Genomic DNA, 19,037 nt, shown 5'->3' with positions numbered 1-19,037 from the left:
CCGCAATTCGCTAGGTGACATCCGCACGGTGCCGAGCCGCGTCGACCGCGGTGAATGCCGCCGCGGCGAGGATCATCACCGCCGAAACGAGCAGAGCCACGTCGAGTCCGTGATGGAATGCCGCCTTGCCGGCATTGAGCACCTCGGAAACCTTCGACAGGTATTTCAGATACGGGCCGATATCGACGCCCTCGGGGATTTTCCCGAGTTCCACGGCTTGAATGGCGTCGGGCTGGAGCGAGGTCGGCAGACCCAGCTCGTTCATGCGCGCCTTCAGATCCGAGGACAGGAACCCGCTCACCAGCGCACCGAGCACGGCCACACCGAACGCCGAACCGACCTGGCGCATCGTATTGGTCACCGCGGCAGCCATTCCCGAGTGTTCCGCCGGAACTCCCGACATCACCGCGGACGTCAACGGCACCACCGCGATCCCGAAGCCGAAGCCCGCCACCGCCATCGCGGCCGACAGCGAAGGATCGTGGATCTCACCGGACAGCATATGGCGGGTCAGCAAGATCCCGCCCGCGCCGACCACACAGCCGAGAATCATCGGTGTGCGCGCACCTCGCCGCGCCACCCAGAACCCCGCGACCAGCGAGCCGATCACGATCATGGCGGCCATCGGCGCGAACACCGTGGCCGTACGCGCACCCGAGTACGACTGCATCACTTGCAGATACAGCGCGGTGAAGAAGAAGATCGAGAAGATGCCGAAGTAGACGGCGAAGGCGACGATCAGTGCACTACGCACTGCCGGAAAGCGCAGGTAGTGCAAGTTGAGCATCGGTGCGCGCGCCCGTGTTTCGACGGCGATGAACCCGGCGAACGCGAGCCCGCCGAGCACGAAGAACGCGAGCACCAACGGCGAGGTGTAGCCGCGATCCTGACCGGAGATCGCGGCATAGATCACCGATCCGAAAGCCGTCGCGCCGAGCAGAGCGCCTGCCCAGTCGATCGGCTCGGGGCTCGGGTCTGCGCTCTCCGGGACCGACCACAGTGCGACGACGAGCGCCACCGCCGCGATCACCAGGTTGAACCAGAAGATCGAGCGCCACCCGTACGCATGGACCAGCACGCCGCCCAGCACCGGTCCCGCGGCCAACGCCAGCCCCGACACCGCCGCCCATACCCCGATCGCCTTCGCGCGCGTGCGGTCGTCCGGGAAGACGTGCCGAAGCACCGACAGTGTGCCCGGCTCCGACGCCGCCGCACCGAGTCCCATGATCGCGCGACCGGCGACGAGCACCGCGACACTGCTCGCCAGTGCCGATACCACCGACCCGGCACAGAAGATCACCAGGCCGACGATCATCACCCGCTTGCGACCCCAGCGGTCCCCGAGCGACCCACCGGCGAGCATCAGCCCGGCGAACACGACGGTGTAGGCGTTGACCACCCACTGCAGCGCGGTCACGTCCGCGCTCAGATCATGGCGAATATCCCCCAGCGCCACGCTGACGACGGTGGTGTCGAGAAAGGTCACAAATACCACTACAGCGACTGCGGTCAGAGCGACACGCGGTCGCGCCGTCCCGCCCGGCGCATTGCCCATCGGTCTCACGGGCACAGGGTACTGGCGGGTTCAGCCAGACGCCAGACGGCCACCGGCCGACGACATCAGCGGGACGTGCACCGGCGGAAGAGCCGGGCCGGCATAGGAATTCCCTATGCCACCTGCTGACATTTCGTCTTTGCCGCGCACTGTTTTCCGGGCATATCGTGAAACAGCTCGACGAGGAACGCACCGCGATTTCATCGAGGTTTCGCGCGCCGCACATGTCGATTCCCTGCCCGTCGGGCGAATACGCAATCGAAAGGACCGCTGGCATGACCACGATCGAGAATGTTTCGCACACGCGAGAACTCGCCGGAAAACGAGCTCTGGTCACGGGCGGTTCCCGCGGAATCGGGGCGGCCGTCGTGCGCCAGCTGCTGGACGCGGGCGCCGAGGTGCTCACCACCGCCAGATCGGCGACGAACACCATCCCGGACGGGTCCACCTTCGTGACCGCCGACGTGCGCACGCAGGCTGGGGCACAGGCGCTCGCCGCCGCCGCGCACGACGTGCTCGGCGGGGTGGACATCCTCGTACACAACGCCGGTGGCGCGCGCCCGCACGCGAGCGCTTCGGCGATCCCCGACGCGGAATGGCAGGACGCGCTCGACTTGAACTTGCTCGCCTCGGTGCGGCTGGACTCGCTGCTGGTGCCAGGGATGCGGGAACGGCGGTCTGGCGCGATCGTGCACGTCTCCTCGGCCGCGGTTCCCACCGCGGCACCGCAGTTCCTGCACTACGTGGCCGCGAAGGCCGCGCTGCAGACCTACAGCCGGGGACTCGCCTTGGACCTGGCCTCCGCCGGAATCCGGGTCAACACCGTGTCGCCGGGCAAAACCGCCACCCCCGGCGGTGAAGAGACCCGCGAGTTGTGGGCACGGATGGACGCGACACTGGGCGACACGGTCACCGCGACCAGCACGACGCCGCTGGGGCGCGACGGTCGCCCCGGCGACATCGCCGACGCGGTGCTGTTCCTCGTCTCCGACCGGGCGAGCTGGCTCACCGGAACCAATCTGTTCGTCGACGGAGGCGAATTCCCCCGGGGCTGAAGCCGGTCAGCGCACCGGCGGGAATGACGCGGCCTCGGTCCAGGTCTGGCGGCGAAGGAGTTCGAGCAGCGCTGACTCCGCCGGGCCCGGATCGGTCCGGACGACAGCGATGACGGGCTGGGAAACGACCGGATTCACCGGACGAACAAGGTGCTCGTGACCGTGCGGCACGGCCGAGGCCGGGACGAGAGTCACCCCCAGCCCTTGGGCGGCCCACCGCACCGCCGTCGACGTCTGGGACACGCGGGCGGCCGTGGTCGGGGTCAGCTCGTTGCTGCCCAGCACGTCCAGGAGCACCGCGTCGAGCGCGCTGTCCCGGTCGAACCGGACCCACGGCTCCCCCGCCAGCGCACGCAGTTCGACCCGCTCCGTGGCGAGTTGGGGGTGCCCGGCGCCGAGCACGACGACGAACTCCTCGTCGCCGAGGTGGTGCGCGTCGTCGGGAGACTGCTCGCACGCCGCCATCAGGGCCAGGTCGAGGACGCCCTGGCGCCCCAGGCGTTCCAGTTCGGCGGAACTGGGCTCCTCGAAGACGGTGACCTCCACCCGGGGGAACCGGCGGCGCAGCGCACCCAGCGCACGCGGCAGTTGACGAGTGCCGAAGCCCATCTGCGCCGCGACTACCAGCTCACCCACCAGCTCGTCGGCGCCCGCCCGCGCCGTTGCCCGTGCCCGCCGCGCCGCGCTCACCGCGACCTCCGCTTCGCGCAGGAAGGCGCGACCGACCACGGTGGGTACCAGGCCCGTCGGCGTACGAGCGAACAGCTTCACGCCGAGTTCCCGCTCGAGGCCGCGAATCTGCTGCGACACCGACGGTTGAGCAACGTGCAACACCTCTGCCGCCGCCGTCACCGATCCCTCTTCGGCCACCGCCAAGGCGTACTCGAACTGACGAAGGCTCATCGGCGGGTTCCTCCCTGAGGGTGTCGAGCTGCCCCCGCGATGCTAGGCCGGTAACTCCGGGCCGGCCACGATCGGTGCGTCGGCGACCAGCGGTGCACGGCGTCGAGCTGTCCGGCGCGCGGGGTGTGCGAGACTGGGGCGGTGAGCGATGCCGATGCGGGCACCTACGTCGAGGCGGGCGAGTTCCGCCGCGATACCAACTACATCACCACGCGGATCACCGCCGACGGACGTGAGGGCTATCCCGTCGAACCGGGGCGGTACCGGCTCGTCGCGGCCAGGGCGTGTCCGTGGGCCAATCGCACGCTGATCGTGCGCAGGCTGCTCGGGCTCGAGCCGGTGCTGTCGCTCGGGCTGTGCGGGCCCACCCACGACAAGCTCAGCTGGACTTTCGATCTGGATCCGGGCGAGGTCGATCCGGTGCTCGGCATCCACCGTCTGCGCGATGCCTATCTGGCCCGGTTTCCGGACTATCCGCGCGGCATCACCGTGCCCGCGATGGTCGAGATCGTCACGGGGCAGGTCGTCACCAACGACTACGCGCAGATGACCCTCGACTTCTCGACCGAATGGGCGGCCTACCACCGGCCGGGCGCACCGCAGCTGTACCCCGAACCGCTGCGCGAGCAGATCGACGAGGTCAACCGAGACGTGTTCCGCGACATCAACAACGGCGTCTACCGTTGCGGGTTCGCCGGCGATCAGGACGCCTACGACGCCGCCTACGTCCGGCTCTTCGCCGCCCTCGACCGGATCACCGAGCGGCTGAGCACTCAGCGCTACCTGGTCGGTGACACCATCACCGAGGCCGACGTGCGGCTGTTCACCACGCTTGCCCGTTTCGACCCCGTCTATCACGGCCATTTCAAGTGCAACCGCACCAAACTCAGTGAGATGCCGGTGCTGTGGGCCTACGCCCGCGACCTGTTCCAGACTCCCGGCTTCGGCGACACCATCGACTTCGGGCAGATCAAGGAGCACTACTACGTCGTGCACCGCGATATCAATCCCACCGGTATCGTCCCCGCGGGGCCGGACCTGTCGAACTGGCTGACCCCGCACCACCGTGCGGAACTGGGTGGGCGCCCCTTCGGCGACGGCACCCCGCCGTCTGCGCCGATCCCCGCCGAGCAGGTCCCCGCGATCGGCTGAGGCTCGCTTATGGTCGGTCCCGATAGCCAAGCGGGGCAACGGTTTCGGTGATTCGTCGAAACGGCTTCGTGTCGGTGCTCAGCGCTAGCGTGCTCGGGTATGGACACCGTGCCCGATGCCTGGTTCGCCGACTTGCTGACACAGCTGCGCGCGAGCGACTTCCGCACCTTCAGCCGACTCGACGTCGAGCAGGTGTGCGGTACCGCGGGGTGGCTGCTCCAGGGTGACGGCGTGGTGGTCATCCCGGGAACACCGTCCGGTGGCTGCATCGTCGACGACCGCTGTGCCGACGGCGAGCAGCGCGCACACCTGTCCCTCACCGTGACGACCATCGAGCCCGAACAGTTCCGTCACTACCTGGACCTGACGGTGACGACGTGGGGTGCACCGACCTGGTTTTGCGGCCTGTCGGCTCTCGGCGTCGGCTGGGTCGACGGCGACACACTGCGCACCCTCGAGCTCTCCCACCACGGCACGGTGTCCTTGCGAATCGAAGCCCTCGATGCGGATGCCCAGCGCAGGTGGCGGAATTGGAAAACCCAGTACCACTACCCGGATCTCATCGACGAAGCCGACCGGGTCCCCAACGATGAGCACGATGTCTCGCACACGAGCGCCGACGATTACGAGGTCAGCTTCACCTGGTCGGCCGGTTCGGCCGGGCGCGGCAACGAGATCTGGAGCGTCTACACCCTCGGTCACCTGCGTGGCCTGCTGACCGACCTGCTGGGCAGCGTGCACCTCGCCATGCGAGCGCTCGGCCCCGGCCCCGAGCCACTCGTCCTGCACTTCTTCGACCGCGACAAGACACCGGATCGCTACGCCCAACTCGAGCTGTCGCCGACCGAGATCCGCCTGCGCGCCTTCACCACCGAGGCCACCCGCCCACACCTGGACCGGCTCGGCTTCGTCGACTGCGGTGACGGCAGTGCCACCCGGATGTGGCCGACCGACCAGGCACGAGCCGCCGCCACCGTCACCGTGGTCTTCCTGCACCGAGTCGGGCTCGGTTCGGAGAATCTGACGATGACCGAGTCGGGGAATCCCCTACCGATCGACCACTTCTCGGTGGATCTCCAGGTCGACTTGGAAGCTGACGGCGGCCTTCCGGCGTCAGCTGTCTTGCCACCGTTCGACCTGCCCATCGGATCGCTCGGCCCGCTGTCCGATACGGCCGATCAGGGCGGCGAGGACGAACAGGGCGATCAGGATCAGCAGATGGGCGACGAAGAGCGCCAGCACGGGGAGCGCGAAGCCCTCGTCGGTGAGAATCCCGCGGTCGCTGACGCAATACAGGGTGAAATTGGTCGACGTTCCTTCGGAGTCGTGGAAGGTGTCCGAGACGACGACCGGCTCGGTGGCCGGCGGTGAGCAGAACAGGGGTGCGGTGAGTTTCGCTTGGCCCGGCCAGATGGCAACAGCGAGGAGAATGGTGAGAAAGGCGGCGGCGCAGGCAAGCGACACCGCGGAAATCAGGACTCGTCGCATTCGCTATACCTGCCGCACTCGAAGGAAGGTGCCGGTCCGGTCGAATTCGGCGACCATCTCCGAGCGCGGCGACAAGACATTGGCGACGATGCGGATCTCGCGGCCGAAACGGCTCACCACGATGACGGTCACCTGCCCGTCGGGCAGCGCGCTTCGGGCGAGGGCGGTGTCGACGATGTCTTCGATACGCGACAGACCGGGTACCTCGCTGACGGCGAAATCCTCGCCGTCGAGGTCGTCGGCGGCGGAGACCCGAACCGGACGAGGCGCGCTGAGGGCGCCGAGGGCGAAGGAGTAGTCGTCGAGCTGCCGGGATCGATCAGGTGGCCGAACACGCAGGCGCACAGTGGGTTCCCGAGCGGCCAGTACCTCGTCGCCGGCCAGATACCGGGTTATCTGGGCGGGTTGGTCGTTCAAGGTGAGGCGGAACCGGGTCGAGTTCGGCGGGGTGAGAATGATGACGTTCGCTTCGAGGTCGGTGGCACCGGTTCGCCGGCTCAGCGCCGTGATGGCCTCCTGCGGCAACGAACTCACCAACCCGCCGCCGCGCGCTCGCAGCTGATCCTCGAAATCCGCCCGGTCCACCGCGCCAACGCACCCGCTGGTGCCCAGGACGACCAGGCAAACGAGGACCCGAAACCATCTGCCACCGCGCACATCCCGAATGCTAAGCGTTGCGCCGGGATCGCGCCGGTCGTCAGCCCCCGACTGGTTGCAGAACGCGCAGAATCGGGTCGTAGGCCCAGTTCAGCATGCGCTCGGCGTCCTGCCGCGCGGCGGCGCTGCTGTGGTCGGAGCTGTGCAGGACGACACCGATCAGCGGGATGCCGGCGCGCACCGTCTCGAACATCAGGCAGTGTCCGGCGGCGTCGGTGTTGCCGGTCTTGATGCCGATGGTGCCGGGATATTCGTCGAGCATGCGGTTCGTCGTTTCCCAGTGGTGCTCGCGGTTGGCGGGTCCCGCGGGAACGTGGAAGTCCCGCGCACCGACGATCTCGCGGAACAGCGGCAGGTTCATCGCCCGCACACCCAGTGCCACGAGGTCCGCCGGCGTGGAATAGGTGGAGTGATCGGTGGGATACGGCATACCGGCCGGGTCACTGAAATGTGTTCCGGCCAAACCCATCACCCGCGCGGTGTCGTTCATCCTGGCCAGGAAACCGCCCTGACCGGGACCGAACGACTCGGCGACGGTGTAGGCGGCGTCGCAGCCCGACGGCAGCAGTAGCGCGTAGAGCAGCTGGCGCGCGGTGAGCACCTCGCCGGGAACCAGTCCCGCGGTGCTGCCGTTTTCCCTGGCACAGTAGGCGCCCGCTTCCTGCGGCACCGTCACCGGCCGTTCGAGGTCACCGCTGACGATCACGACCACCGCCGTCATCACCTTCGCGATACTGGCGATCGGGACCGGGGTGTTCGCCTCCCGCGACCACACCACCGTCCCGGTGAGCCCCTCCGCCAACGCCGCGCCCGAGGCCTGGACACCGTCGGGCCCGGCAGCCGGCCACGGCAGCAGACCGTCAGCACTCCCGGAGGGTGCGGCAGCAGCAACGCCGTGACCAGCGACGACGATCAGAACCCCGACAGTAACGGCGTGCAACACCTTGGCGAATGTCCGCATGGCGACATTCTGGCGTACAACTACGCCGACCTGCGGGATTTACCCCCTGATTCACCGAACTCGTTGCCCTTCCGGTCGACGATCCGCCGGAACTATGCCGGGAACTCCCGCACATAGACCGTGTCGACGCCGAGTACACCGACCAAGGTCGCGCCGCCCGGCTGCCCGAGTGGCTCCGCCCGTCCGGGTAGCGGTTCGTGGAAGAAGCGGACGTTCTCGGTGACGAACTGTTCTTGACCGGGTGGCAGATCGTCTTCGTAATAGATCGCCTCGACCGGGCAGGCCGGTTCGCACGCGCCGCATTCGTCGAGGGGCCGCAGGCACCCGCGGGGCTGGGAAGCCGGGTGCTCGTGGCCGACGAGCTGGTCGTGGTCGTGGCACCGACCCATCCGTGGGCCACCCGCGCACGCCCGGTGCGCCCGCGCGAACTCGCCGATACGCCGCTGGTGTGGCGCGAGAAGGGATCCGGGACACGGGACACCGTCTGGGCGGCGCTACAGATCCACGGCACCCCCGCGCGGCCCGCGGCCGAACTCGGTTCCGCCGCAGCCATTCTCGCGACCACCCGCAGCGGACTCGCCCCCGCGGTGGTCAGCCGCCTGATCGTCGCCCACGAACTCCGTGCGGGCACCTTGCACGAGGTCGAGCTGGCCGATTCGCTGGTGCTGACCCGAAAGTTTCGCGCCATCTGGCACCGCAGCACCCCACCATCCGGCCCGCGGGCGACCTGGTCGACCTCGCCGCCCGCATCGAAGCGGCCCGACCGACAGTACGGCGACCGCCGCGAGACTGATCCGTCGACACCGACCAGCGACGCCGCGACGGCGCGGGCATCGCTGCCGTCCTGGTTACGGCTCCGAGAGGATCTCGAGATATCCGTCGGTGCCGTTCACCCGGACGCGCTGTCCGTCGCGGATCAGCTCGGTGGCGTGTTCCACGCCGACGACGGCGGGGAGGCCGTATTCGCGGGCGATCACCGCGCCGTGGGTCATCAGGCCGCCCACTTCGGTCACCAGTCCCGCGATCCCGACGAACAACGGGGTCCAGCTCGGATCGGTGTAGGCGGTGACCAGGATGTCACCGGATTCCAGGTCGGCCTGCGCGATCTCGGCGATGACGCGGGCGCGACCTTCGATCGTCCCGCCCGAGACCGCCAAGCCGGGCAGTGCCCCGGCGGGCAGGTCCTCGCGCCGATACGCCCCGGCGAGCGCCTCACCGTCGGAGGTGAGCACTCGCGGCGCGGTGAGCGACCGATACGAACGGAACGCGTCCTGTCGTTCACCGACGAGGGCCCGCTCGGCCCGATGGGTGCGAACGACCTCCTGCAGCTCGTCGAATCTCAGGAAGAAGATGTCGCCGGACTCGTCCAGTACACCGGCCCGCACCAGCCGTTCGGCTTCGCGCAGCAGCGCCTGCTTGTAGACGAAGTAGCGGCTCACCATGCCGTATTTCGGGTACTCCCGATATCCGGAGAAGGTGCGCACACGCTCGATCATTCGCGCGGTCTCGGCGGCCTTGTGCTCCCCTTCGGGGAGAGCGCGCAGGCGTCGCAGAATCTGTCGTTCCGATTGTTCGGCCTCGCGCAGGCCGTCCTCGAAGCGACGTCTGCCCTCACCCGGCCCGAAGTTCTTGATATTGCCGAGGATCGTCGGCACCAGCGTGGCGGGACTCTCGCTCCAGCGTGGCCGGGTGATGTCGATTTCGCCGGTGCAGCGCATGCCGTACTTGCCGAGGAACCCCTCGATCGCGGCTCGTGCGTCATCACCGCCCAGGTGATCGGCCAGACCATCCAGGAAATCGTCGCCCTCGATCCGCTCCAGGTAAGCCACCACCGCCGGATGCGGGCGGATCGCATCGGCGACGTCCAGCAACGCCAGGCCCATCTCCGATGTCACGTTGCCGGGGACCGACTGGGTGAGTGCGTCGGCGGCGTTCTTGTCGCCCAGCCATTCCTGCAACCGATCGTTGAGCCACTCCGTGGCCTCCATCGCGGCCATGATCACCTGCAAACCCTGGGGAGCGAACAGGACCCGCCGCAGCTCCTGCTGGATATCGGTCCGGATGAACTCGAGCAGCGGCGATCCGGACAGGTCCTCGATGTCGCGCTTCATAGCCGCCAGCGATGCCTCGCTCTGCGTGATGAGCTCGGTGACGATGTCGGGATCGGTGTCGATCGGCGCGGGGGCGGTACCGAACGGCGTCGCTGGTGCGCCGGAATCCTCTTCTGGCACTTCACGAACGAAGTCACCGCGCTCGAGCACCGTGCGCAGCGCGTCCCCCATCAGCGGGTCGGACTTGCCGAGTCCCGCCGCCAAGGCGGCGCCTTTCGCGGGCACGGACACCATCGCGGTGACGTCGACGAACAACCGGCCGCCCGCGTCGCGCATCGGCGCGTTGCTCGTGAGCTGCCACACGGAGAGCCCCAACGGCTTCATCGCGTCGGTCATCATCTGCTGATGGCCCACCGACACATAGACGTGGTTCTCCCCGTCGTCGGCGCCGGGGATCGGGAACAGACTGGTGATCGGCCTGCTCTGCACGATGCGGAAATCGTCTCCGTCCGAACACCATTCGATGTCCTGAGGGCTGCCGAAATGCGCCTCGATGCGGCGGCCGAGCCGCGCGAGCCGCAGCACCTGCGCATCGGAGAGGACCGGCTCGATTCGGTGTTCGCCCGCGATCTCGCGCACCTGGGTGCCGCCGGTCGGGACCGGCTCCACGCGAATCTTCTTGGTGGCGATCGCCTTGTCCGTGATGTGGTCGTCGCGAACCCGGTAGACGTCGGCATCGACCAGACCCGACACGAGCGCTTCGCCGAGACCGAAACCGGCGTCGATGGACACGACGGTCCGGTCGGAGGTGAGGGGGTCGGCCGTCATCAGGATGCCGGCGGCGCGCGCGAACACCATCCGCTGCACGACCACGCCCATCTGGACCTTCTTCTGGTCGAAGCCGTTTCGCAGTCGATAGGTGACCGCTCGCTCGGTGAACAGCGAACCCCAGCACCGGCGGACATGCTCGACGATCGCCGCCGCTCCCACGACATTCAGGAAGGTGTCCTGCTGGCCGGCGAACGAGGCGCCCGGCAGATCCTCAGCCGTCGCACTGGATCGCACGGCACAGGCGTCCTCTGCTCCGAGCCGAGCATGCGCGGCGAGGATCGCCTCCACGACCGCGTCCGGCACGACCAGTTCCTCGATCATGCGCCGCAACTGCGCGCTCAGCCGGGAGATCGCGGCCCGATCACCTGGCGCGAGGCGCGACACCTCGTCGAGCCGAGCATCGAGCGTCGGCTCCCCCGCCACCGTCCGAGCGAAGGCATCGGTCGTCACGCAGAACCCGTCCGGCACCTCGACACCGTCGATCCGCGACAATTCGCCGAGGTTGGCACCCTTACCGCCGACGATCGCGACCATTGTTCGATCGATCTCGTCGAACCCGAGCACATAGGCCATTCCGCTACTCCTCACCTGGTGTTTTCGGTCTGACGCGAGCGATTATGGACCAGGATTCAGCGCCTCATGAGAGCCCGGAATCGTGTATACAGTAGAAGGGGGAAGCACCGGGAAGCGCTCGTGCGCCCGACACCGGCGGCAAATCCGTGACCACACCGGATTCCAGTCCACGACAGCCCCGATCTGCAGTGATTCGATTCGGGTTGCCACACCGCGGGGCAACCGGCCCCCGAGAGTCGACCGCTGCCGCGTGACAGGCGCTTGCGCCATGTTGCCCATCGATTGCGGATGCCGAGATTTTCACCTCGCGCGCCGATCCGGGCAGCCTGCGACCCCGAATATGTGACAGATCAGCTAGCACGCAGCGTCCAGCCCCCGGCTTTGCCTGTGAGGACACCATGGCCACCGAAAACCCCGTCGACTTCCCGCCCACAACCGATGCGGCCGCCGAACCGGCCGCGCCGTCCTGGGCCGCGCCTGCTCTGCTCCTGTCGCTACTGATGCTCGGCCTCGACCTGGTGGCCCTGATTCCCCTCGGTGCGTGGATGCGCGACTACGGCATCGGCCTGGTCTGCACGATCTACCTGCTCCACGTCCTGGCGTCGACCGCGGTGGCCGCATGGACCGTGAGCCAGTTCCCTCTCCAGTTCGATATCGAACCGGAGCAGCAGAACACCTAGCCGTTCCGCCTCGGCCGTGCGGGTGCATCTCTGCTGAATTGTCGGCGAACACCCGGTTCGCGGTACCGTCGGGCCTGCCACGCCTGGGTGCACGGGTGGCAGGATAGGGACGGAGTTTGCCTGATCTATCCGGAGCACCGCTGCACCATGACTCGAACTCGCACCCCGCGCCCCTCCGATGTGCCGCGCACTGCCGGCGGTGACCTGGTGAATGTGCGACTCATCGTGCTCGCGTTGACAATCGGCGGCACCCAGCTGTTCGTGATCCCGCTGGTGCTGCTCCCCGTGGATGCCGCGTGGGGTTGGGCCCTGGTGCCGCTGACGCTGACCATCACGCCGTTCTGGTCACTGATCCACGAGGCCGTTCACGGGTCGCTGCTACGGAATCGGACCCGTAACGACCGGATGGGACGCATGCTGGCGGTGGTGTACGGATCGCCCTTCGCGATGCTGAAAGTGGGCCACCTGCTCCACCATCGATACAGCCGGGTTCGCGAGCGCAGCGAGATCTACGACCCGGCGACGACCACTCGGCGGTCCGCCGCTCCCCCGTTCTATCTGAAACTGTTCGGCGGTTTGTACCTGCTCGAAGTGCTCGCGCTCCTGCTCGCGCCGATGCCCGAGCGAACCATTCGCGCACTGGGACGTCGAGTGGACGCACCCGATTCGGTCGGTGGTCTTGTACTCGAACGAGTCGCCCAGCCGGTGGTTCTGGGAAAGTTCCGCACCGACGCCGCCGCGATCGTCGTCATCCACACCGTCGCGTTCCTCGCCTACGGCGTGCACGGCTGGATGCTGCTCGCCGCGCTCGGCGGCCGCGCCCTCATCATCTCCCTCTCCGACAACGCCTACCACTACGGCACAGACCTCGAATCGCCCAGAGCGGCAATGAATCTGCGCCTGCCCCGCACCCTCGAGCGCTTCGCCCTCAGCTTCAATCTGCACGACGTACACCACCGCCACCCCGGCCTGCGCTGGTACGAGCTACGTTCCCGATTCGACTCCGAAGGCGCTCACTACCACCTCGGCTGGTTCCGCGCGGTTGCCCGTCAACTCCGCGGCCCGATCGAACTGACCTGATTTCGCTCGATTTCGCGGCGCCGGGTGAGGCATCGTAGATCCATGCCGCTGACGATTTCGGTTCTCGCGGACCGCCCCGACCTGTACGACGCCTTCACCGCAATGGCCGACTCCTGGCCCGAATTCATGCGCCACGACCCCGTCGGCAGCCTGTACTACTCGATGCTGGATCGGTTCGCCGACTACATCCTGGTCTGCCAGGACGAGGCGGGCGAGGTGGTGGGTCGAGCCTATTCCGTCCCGTTCCGGCTCGGTGCGGCCGACCTCCCCGACGACGGCTGGGACGGTGCGATTCGCCGCGCCATCCATACCTCGGCGACGGGCGCACAGCCCGACACGGTGTCCGCGATCGAGATCGTCGTCGAACCGAGCAGGCTGGGCACCGGGCTGAGCGCGGAAATCCTTGCCGCTCTGCGGGACAACGCCGCTCGGCTCGGATTCGCCGAGCTCGTGGCGCCGGTGCGCCCCACCGGAAAAACCGACATCGAACAACCGATGAGTGTCTACGCCGGGCTGACGAGGGCGGATGGGCTGCCGGTCGACCCATGGCTGCGTGTACACGTCCGGGCCGGCGGCACGATCGACAAGATCGCACCGCGATCCATGGTTATTCCTGGGACGCTGGCGGAATGGCGTGCGTGGACCGGCCTGCCGTTCGGCACCAGCGGGCAGGTGCTCGTACCCACAGCACTGGCCCCGGTGTCCTGTTCGGTCGAGCACGGTGTCGCGGTCTATGTGGAGCCCAATGTGTGGATCCGGCATCCGACAGCAGCGACGGGTTCGCAGCGGGTCAATGCAGGTCGAGGTTGGTGACGGTCTCGGGGCCGAGCGCGATGCGGGCGTGCCAGGTCGGTGGCTCCCACGGATCGGGAGCCACGCCCTGGTAGCGGGCCGACAGGTCGAGGTAGCGGGATCCGCCCGCCTCCGCTGCCACGAATTCGTAGTCGTACCAGGTGAGGTCCGAGCCGGTCGGCACGTGGAGTTCGGTGCTGTCGCTGGTGCCGTCCGCGTCCTCGACCGTTTCCCTGGCCTCGAGATCGCGGACCAGAATCGGCACCGCCGCATAGAGTTCCAAGCTGGTCGCGGTGGTGAACCGGTCGGCCGGATAGCGGCCCTGCCAGCCCGACGGATCGGCGAGTACCACGTCCTGGAGCGGCTCGACGACGACACGATTCGACGACGCCGGGTCCGACGCCGCCGCGCTGCACCCGGATCGACCGCGCAGGAGCGCGTTCGCCGTCACCAGGACCGAGGTGGGTTGCCCGGACCCCGGTGCCGCCCCGGTGGTCCAATGCGGTGGGGTGTCCTCGTCGTGTCCGGCCATGAGCTCGACGATCGTGGCAGCCTCGGCACCGTCGACAGTGGCGCACAGCGCTCTGCCGTAGCCGCCGACGCCCAAGGGGCGCTGCGTGAGCGGGAGGGCGAACGGCCATCTGGTCGGCTCGGGCAACGGCTCGTCGTCCGGTGAGACCGCGGGCTGGAACGCGATATCGAGGGCCGTCGGCGTGTACGGCGCACGACGCTGCACCGTGAGCTGCTCGTCATCGGGCAGCGCTCGCAAACGATCGATCACATTCCCCAACCTGCGCATCTCGCGATTGCCGGAATGCGTGCGGGAGTCGGTGTCCAGGCCGTAGACCGAGACACCCACCGGCCCATCGAAGTTCGCGTACACCACCGTCGTCGGCTGGTCCGTCGGCGGCGAGAACTCGCGGTAGTGGGCATCGTTGAAGGAGAGTTCGTCGAACCACGCGCGAACCTGCTCGATGCCGTCCTCGGTGAGCCGGGCCCAGTACACGCCGAACACACTCTCCTCGGCACCGTCGTCCACGTAGGTGAAAACCGTACCGTCGCGCCGCAATTCGAAGAAGGGAACACGTCGGCTCCCGACACGGCCGGTCTCCAGGAACCCCGCCGACTCAGCGATCGACACCAGCACATCCGCGTCACGCACGGCAGGCGGATCACTTTCGCCGCGGCCGAACACAGTGCACGCGCAGAGCAACGACACCGCGGTCAGCATCGCACCGAGAACAACCGATCGGTGAGCCATATCCGAGCCTAACGCACCCTGTGATCTTCCACGCCTGAGTAGCCGTCCCCTCCCGATGGCCGCATCATGGACAAATCGCCGACTCTCAGATCCGGGCATCTGTCAGTCGCGCGCCACCGGTGCCGCGCGTTCGGCGAGACTGCCCATGCCTGAGGAGTCCGCCGGTGAGCCATGCATTCTTTCGCGCACAATCCGATCCGATCGGTGGCGCCGAGGTACTCCATCCCGAACCCGAGGCGAGCAGCGGATGGATCGGTGGACAGCTACGCGGGATGGCTGTCGGCGCGGTCCTGGCGCGTGCGGTGGAGCGCGAGCTCATCGTTCGCGAACGGAGCGACTTGCGGCCGGTGCGGTGGACGCTCGACCTGTTCCGCCCGGTGTTCATGCGGCCCTGCACAACTCGTGTCGAAGTGATCCGCGACGGCCGCCGATTGTCGTTGTTCGATGCGACGCTGATCCAAGACGGCCGAGCCGTGGCTCGGGCCGGCGCGCTGTATCTGCGCCCCGGCCCGACACCGCACGGCATCTGCTGGTCGCCGGAGACGGCCGCGGATCCGCCGCCTGCCGACCGCGAACCCTCGCCCGATCAGGATCGCGTGTACTTCAGCGAGGAACAAGGATGGAGTCCCGATGTCCACACCCACCACAACGCGGCCCGCACGGGGATCTGGCACCGCCCGATCGCGGTCGTGGTCGGTGAGCAACCGACGCCGTTCCAGTTCGTCGCGGGACTCGCCGATGTGACGAATGTGGTCACCAACCTCGGCAGCCATGGCCTGGAATACATCAACGCCGATGCCACGCTGACGTTGACCAGGCTTCCGGAAGGGGACGAAGCCGGGCTGGTCGGCTTGGACCGGCTGGCACAGGACGGCATCGCGCTGGGCACCGCGGCGATCTATGACCGCAAAGGCGTATTCGGTACCGCGACAGTCAGTTCCCTCGCCAACACCCGGGGCCCAGCGGACCTGAGCGCTATCGGGGCTTCGTCATCGGCCATGGCCGCGGAGTAGTTCGCACCGCCCATAGCTGCGCCGTCGTGGCGATTTCATTGCCCGGCCTCGTAGGCTTGCGCTATGGCACACGACACCGATCAGCCCGTCGACATCAAGCCACGCTCCCGCGATGTCACCGATGGACTCGAGAAGACCGCCGCTCGTGGCATGCTCCGCGCGGTCGGCATGGGTGACGAAGACTGGGTCAAACCGCAGATCGGTGTGGCCTCGAGCTGGAACGAGATCACACCGTGCAATCTGTCGCTCGACCGGCTGGCCAAGGCGGTCAAACGCGGTGTTCACGCCGGGGGCGGTTTCCCGCTCGAGTTCGGCACGATATCGGTCTCCGACGGCATCTCGATGGGCCACGAGGGGATGCATTTCTCACTCGTCAGCCGCGAGATCATCGCCGATTCCGTCGAAACCGTGATGATGGCCGAGCGCCTCGACGGTTCGGTGCTGCTCGCCGGCTGCGACAAGAGCTTGCCGGGCATGCTGATGGCCGCCGCGCGACTGGACCTGGCGAGCGTATTCCTCTACGCGGGTTCGACCCTGCCCGGCAATATCGACGGCAAGGACGTCACGATCATCGACGCGTTCGAAGCTGTCGGCGCCTGCATCAAAGGTCTGATCACCCCCGCCGAGGTCGACCGCATCGAGCGGGCGATCTGTCCTGGCGAAGGCGCGTGTGGCGGCATGTACACGGCCAACACCATGGCCTCGGCGGCCGAGGCACTCGGAATGAGCCTGCCCGGATCGGCCGCACCGCCTGCCCCGGACCGTCGCCGTGACGACTTCGCCGAGAAGTCCGGCGAGGCCGTCGTCGGATTGCTGCGCAAGGGGATCACGGCCCGCGACATCATGACGATGGAGGCGTTCGAGAACGCCATCACCGTCGTCATGGCACTCGGCGGGTCGACCAACGCCGTGCTGCACCTGCTGGCCATCGCCCGCGAAGCCGGTGTCGGCCTCACCCTCGCCGACTTCAACCGGGTCGGTGACAAGGTGCCCCACCTGGGCGATCTCAAGCCGTTCGGCCGCTATGTCATGAACGACGTCGACAGGGTCGGCGGCATCCCCGTCGTGATGAAGGCCCTGTTGGATGCCGGTCTCATGCACGGCGACGTCATGACCGTCACGGGCGCGACCATGGCCGAGAATCTCGCCCACATCGAGCTCGGCCTCGACGGCGACGTGATCCGCCGCCTCGACCGGCCGATCCACCGTACCGGCGGGCTCACCATCCTGCACGGCTCGCTCGCACCCGAGGGCGCCGTCGTGAAGAGCGCCGGTTTCGACTCCGATGTCTTCCGCGGCACGGCCCGGGTGTTCGACGGAGAACGTGGCGCGATGAACGCACTCGAGGACGGCACGATCGTGGCCGGTGATGTCGTCGTCATCCGCAACGAGGGGCCCAAGGGTGGACCCGGCATGCGCGAGATGCTCGCCATCACCGGCGCGATCAAGGGCGCAGGCCTCGGCAAGGACGTTCTGCTGCTCACCGACGGCCGGTTCTCCGGCGGCACCACCGGATTGTGCGTGGGGCATGTCGCCCCCGAAGCGGTGGACGGCGGCCCGATCGCCTTCGTCCGCGACGGCGACCCGATCGTGCTCGATGTCGCCAACCGCATCCTCGACGTCGAGATCGACGAGAACGAACTCGCCGCCCGTAAGGTCGGCTGGGAACCGCTGCCGCCCAGATACACCTCGGGGGTGCTGTCGAAGTACCGCAAGCTCGTCAGCTCGGCCGCACACGGCGCCGTCACCGGCTGACGGCGCCGCCTCGGCGAGAATCGCTCAGCTCAGCGTCTTCAGCGCCGTCCCGTCGTAGGGCTTCACCTCGTCGATCCGCCCCGCCAGGACCTTGGCGGCCCATTCCGGGTCCTGGAGAAGGGCTCGACCGACGGCGACCATGTCGAATTCGTCGCGCTCCATGCGATCGAGGAGGTTGTCGAGACTGCCGAGCTCGGCACCCTGGCCCGAGAACGCACGGAGAAAATCACCGTCGAGGCCGACCGATCCGACGGTGATGGTGGGCTTACCGGTGAGCTTCTTGGTCCAACCCGCCAGGTTCAGCTCCGAGTCGTCGAACTCCGGGAGCCAGTAGCGGCGGGTGGAGGCGTGGAAAGCGTCTACACCGGCCGCGGCGAGCGGAGCCAGGATCGCCTCCAGCTCCTGCGGCGTCTCGGCCAGGCGGGCGTCGTAGGCCTCCTGCTTCCACTGCGAGTAACGGAAGATCACCGGGAACTCGGGCGAGACGACCGCGCGGACGGCGCCCACCAGCTCGGCCGCGAACCGCGTGCGGGCCACCGCGTCACCGCCGTACACATCGTCGCGGCGGTTCGTGCGCTCCCAGAGGAACTGATCGAGCAGATAGCCGTGCGCACCGTGCAGTTCGACGCCGTCGAAACCGATACGCTCGGCCGCCGCGGCGGCCTCGGCGAAGGCGCCGATGACGTCGTCCAGGTCACGCTGGGTCATCGCCTTGCCGGTGCCCTCGGTGCCGTCGACGCGAATGCCGGAGGGGCCGACGGCGGGCGCGTCGACATAGGGCTGCTCGCCCTGATTGCGCACCATGCCGATATGCCACAGCTGCGGCACGATCGTGCCGCCCGCCGCGTGGACGTCCTCGGCGACCTTCGCCCACCCCGCCAACTGCTCCTCACCGTGGAACCGCGGCACACTGTCGCTCTGCCCGGCCGACTGATGGCCGACGTAGGTTCCCTCGGTGACGATCAGACCGACACCCGCGGCGGCGCGGCGGGCGTAATAGGACCGAACATCGTCACCGGGAACACCGCCGGGCGAGAACATCCGCGTCATCGGCGCCATCACGATGCGGTTCGGGACAGTCAGGCCGTTCAGTGTGACGGGCCGCGACAGGATCTCCGCCGTGCGGGAGGCCTCGGACTGGGTGACGATCACTGGATACTCCTCAGAGGTACTTGACAAAGTCGAAGGTTGAGAACTTCAAGCAATGCCCCCACGCTAGAGGCAGATATT

16 protein-coding genes and 1 pseudogene are annotated in these 19,037 nt (G+C 67.8%); 9 read left to right on the top strand and 8 right to left on the bottom strand.

What is annotated here, in order from left to right:
- Positions 1–10: 10 nt before the first annotated feature.
- Entirely contained in the window at positions 11–1,486 is a 1,476-nt protein-coding gene (locus ACWDXS_RS04780) for an MFS transporter (RefSeq protein WP_449962096.1), read from the bottom strand.
- A 344-nt stretch (positions 1,487–1,830) separates the two neighbouring features.
- On the opposite strand from ACWDXS_RS04780, the gene ACWDXS_RS04775 reads away from it, so the two are divergent.
- Entirely contained in the window at positions 1,831–2,610 is a 780-nt protein-coding gene (locus ACWDXS_RS04775) for an oxidoreductase (protein WP_449962093.1), read from the top strand.
- Between the two features lie 6 nt (positions 2,611–2,616).
- Here the strand turns inward: ACWDXS_RS04775 and ACWDXS_RS04770 are convergent, their stop codons facing one another.
- On the bottom strand, positions 2,617–3,513 hold the full coding sequence (locus ACWDXS_RS04770; RefSeq protein WP_449962090.1) for a LysR family transcriptional regulator: 897 nt from the start codon (positions 3,511–3,513) through the stop codon (positions 2,617–2,619).
- Positions 3,514–3,654: 141 nt separating this feature from the next.
- Between ACWDXS_RS04770 and ACWDXS_RS04765 the strand changes: the two genes are divergently transcribed.
- Positions 3,655–4,665: a glutathione S-transferase family protein gene (locus ACWDXS_RS04765; protein WP_449962088.1), complete on the top strand. Its 1,011-nt coding sequence runs from the start codon at positions 3,655–3,657 to the stop codon at positions 4,663–4,665.
- 99 nt (positions 4,666–4,764) lie between these two features.
- Positions 4,765–6,036 carry a hypothetical protein gene (locus ACWDXS_RS04760; RefSeq protein WP_449962085.1) on the top strand — a complete coding sequence of 424 codons (1,272 nt, stop codon included), beginning with the start codon at positions 4,765–4,767 and terminating at the stop codon, positions 6,034–6,036.
- 120 nt (positions 6,037–6,156) lie between these two features.
- On the opposite strand, the gene ACWDXS_RS04755 is transcribed toward ACWDXS_RS04760, so the two are convergent.
- From ACWDXS_RS04755 to ACWDXS_RS04745, 3 genes are all read right to left on the bottom strand, one after another.
- Positions 6,157–6,738 (bottom strand): hypothetical protein, encoded by a 582-nt coding sequence (locus ACWDXS_RS04755; protein WP_449962083.1) that lies wholly within the window; start codon positions 6,736–6,738, stop codon positions 6,157–6,159.
- A gap of 112 nt (positions 6,739–6,850) precedes the next feature.
- Positions 6,851–7,771, bottom strand: coding sequence for a D-alanyl-D-alanine carboxypeptidase family protein (locus ACWDXS_RS04750; protein ID WP_449962080.1), 921 nt, complete (start codon positions 7,769–7,771; stop codon positions 6,851–6,853).
- A gap of 92 nt (positions 7,772–7,863) precedes the next feature.
- A complete protein-coding gene (locus tag ACWDXS_RS04745; RefSeq protein WP_449962077.1) occupies positions 7,864–8,160 on the bottom strand; it encodes a 4Fe-4S dicluster domain-containing protein in 297 nt (98 codons plus the stop codon).
- On the opposite strand from ACWDXS_RS04745, the pseudogene ACWDXS_RS04740 reads away from it, so the two are divergent.
- A pseudogene (locus tag ACWDXS_RS04740) lies at positions 8,041–8,564 on the top strand (LysR substrate-binding domain-containing protein); the annotation flags it as partial. The gene ACWDXS_RS04745 and the pseudogene ACWDXS_RS04740 sit on opposite strands and share 120 nt — an antisense overlap.
- A 55-nt stretch (positions 8,565–8,619) precedes the next feature.
- On the opposite strand, the gene rph reads toward ACWDXS_RS04740, so the two are convergent.
- Positions 8,620–11,226: a rifamycin-inactivating phosphotransferase gene (gene rph / locus ACWDXS_RS04735; protein ID WP_449962074.1), complete on the bottom strand. Its 2,607-nt coding sequence runs from the start codon at positions 11,224–11,226 to the stop codon at positions 8,620–8,622.
- Positions 11,227–11,624: 398 nt separating this feature from the next.
- Between rph and ACWDXS_RS04730 the strand changes: the two genes are divergently transcribed.
- The 3 genes from ACWDXS_RS04730 to ACWDXS_RS04720 all read left to right on the top strand — a co-directional run bounded on the left by ACWDXS_RS04730 (position 11,625) and on the right by ACWDXS_RS04720 (position 13,799).
- Positions 11,625–11,906, top strand: coding sequence for a hypothetical protein (locus ACWDXS_RS04730; RefSeq protein WP_378990094.1), 282 nt, complete (start codon positions 11,625–11,627; stop codon positions 11,904–11,906).
- 147 nt (positions 11,907–12,053) lie between these two features.
- Positions 12,054–12,986 carry a fatty acid desaturase family protein gene (locus ACWDXS_RS04725; RefSeq protein WP_449962071.1) on the top strand — a complete coding sequence of 311 codons (933 nt, stop codon included), beginning with the start codon at positions 12,054–12,056 and terminating at the stop codon, positions 12,984–12,986.
- Between the two features lie 42 nt (positions 12,987–13,028).
- Positions 13,029–13,799, top strand: a complete 771-nt coding sequence (locus ACWDXS_RS04720; RefSeq protein ID WP_449962068.1) for a hypothetical protein — start codon at positions 13,029–13,031, stop codon at positions 13,797–13,799.
- Here ACWDXS_RS04720 and ACWDXS_RS04715 read toward each other — a convergent pair.
- Positions 13,777–15,039 (bottom strand): hypothetical protein, encoded by a 1,263-nt coding sequence (locus ACWDXS_RS04715; protein ID WP_449962065.1) that lies wholly within the window; start codon positions 15,037–15,039, stop codon positions 13,777–13,779. The two genes, ACWDXS_RS04720 and ACWDXS_RS04715, sit on opposite strands and share 23 nt — an antisense overlap.
- 164 nt (positions 15,040–15,203) lie before the next feature.
- Here ACWDXS_RS04715 and ACWDXS_RS04710 point away from each other — a divergent pair, with 164 nt between their 5' ends.
- Together ACWDXS_RS04710 and ilvD are read left to right on the top strand one after the other, a co-directional pair.
- Complete coding sequence (locus ACWDXS_RS04710; RefSeq protein WP_449962062.1) at positions 15,204–16,052, top strand: acyl-CoA thioesterase domain-containing protein; 849 nt, start codon at positions 15,204–15,206, stop codon at positions 16,050–16,052.
- Between the two features lie 63 nt (positions 16,053–16,115).
- Positions 16,116–17,807 carry a dihydroxy-acid dehydratase gene (gene ilvD, locus ACWDXS_RS04705; RefSeq protein ID WP_378990100.1) on the top strand — a complete coding sequence of 564 codons (1,692 nt, stop codon included), beginning with the start codon at positions 16,116–16,118 and terminating at the stop codon, positions 17,805–17,807.
- Between the two features lie 24 nt (positions 17,808–17,831).
- Here ilvD and ACWDXS_RS04700 read toward each other — a convergent pair whose 3' ends face one another.
- Entirely contained in the window at positions 17,832–18,959 is a 1,128-nt protein-coding gene (locus tag ACWDXS_RS04700; protein ID WP_449962059.1) for an NADH:flavin oxidoreductase, read from the bottom strand.
- Between the last annotated feature and the right edge of the window lie 78 nt (positions 18,960–19,037).

Source organism: Nocardia sp. NPDC003183, from assembly GCF_053590715.1.
This window is presented reverse-complemented; position numbering and strand designations above follow the sequence as displayed.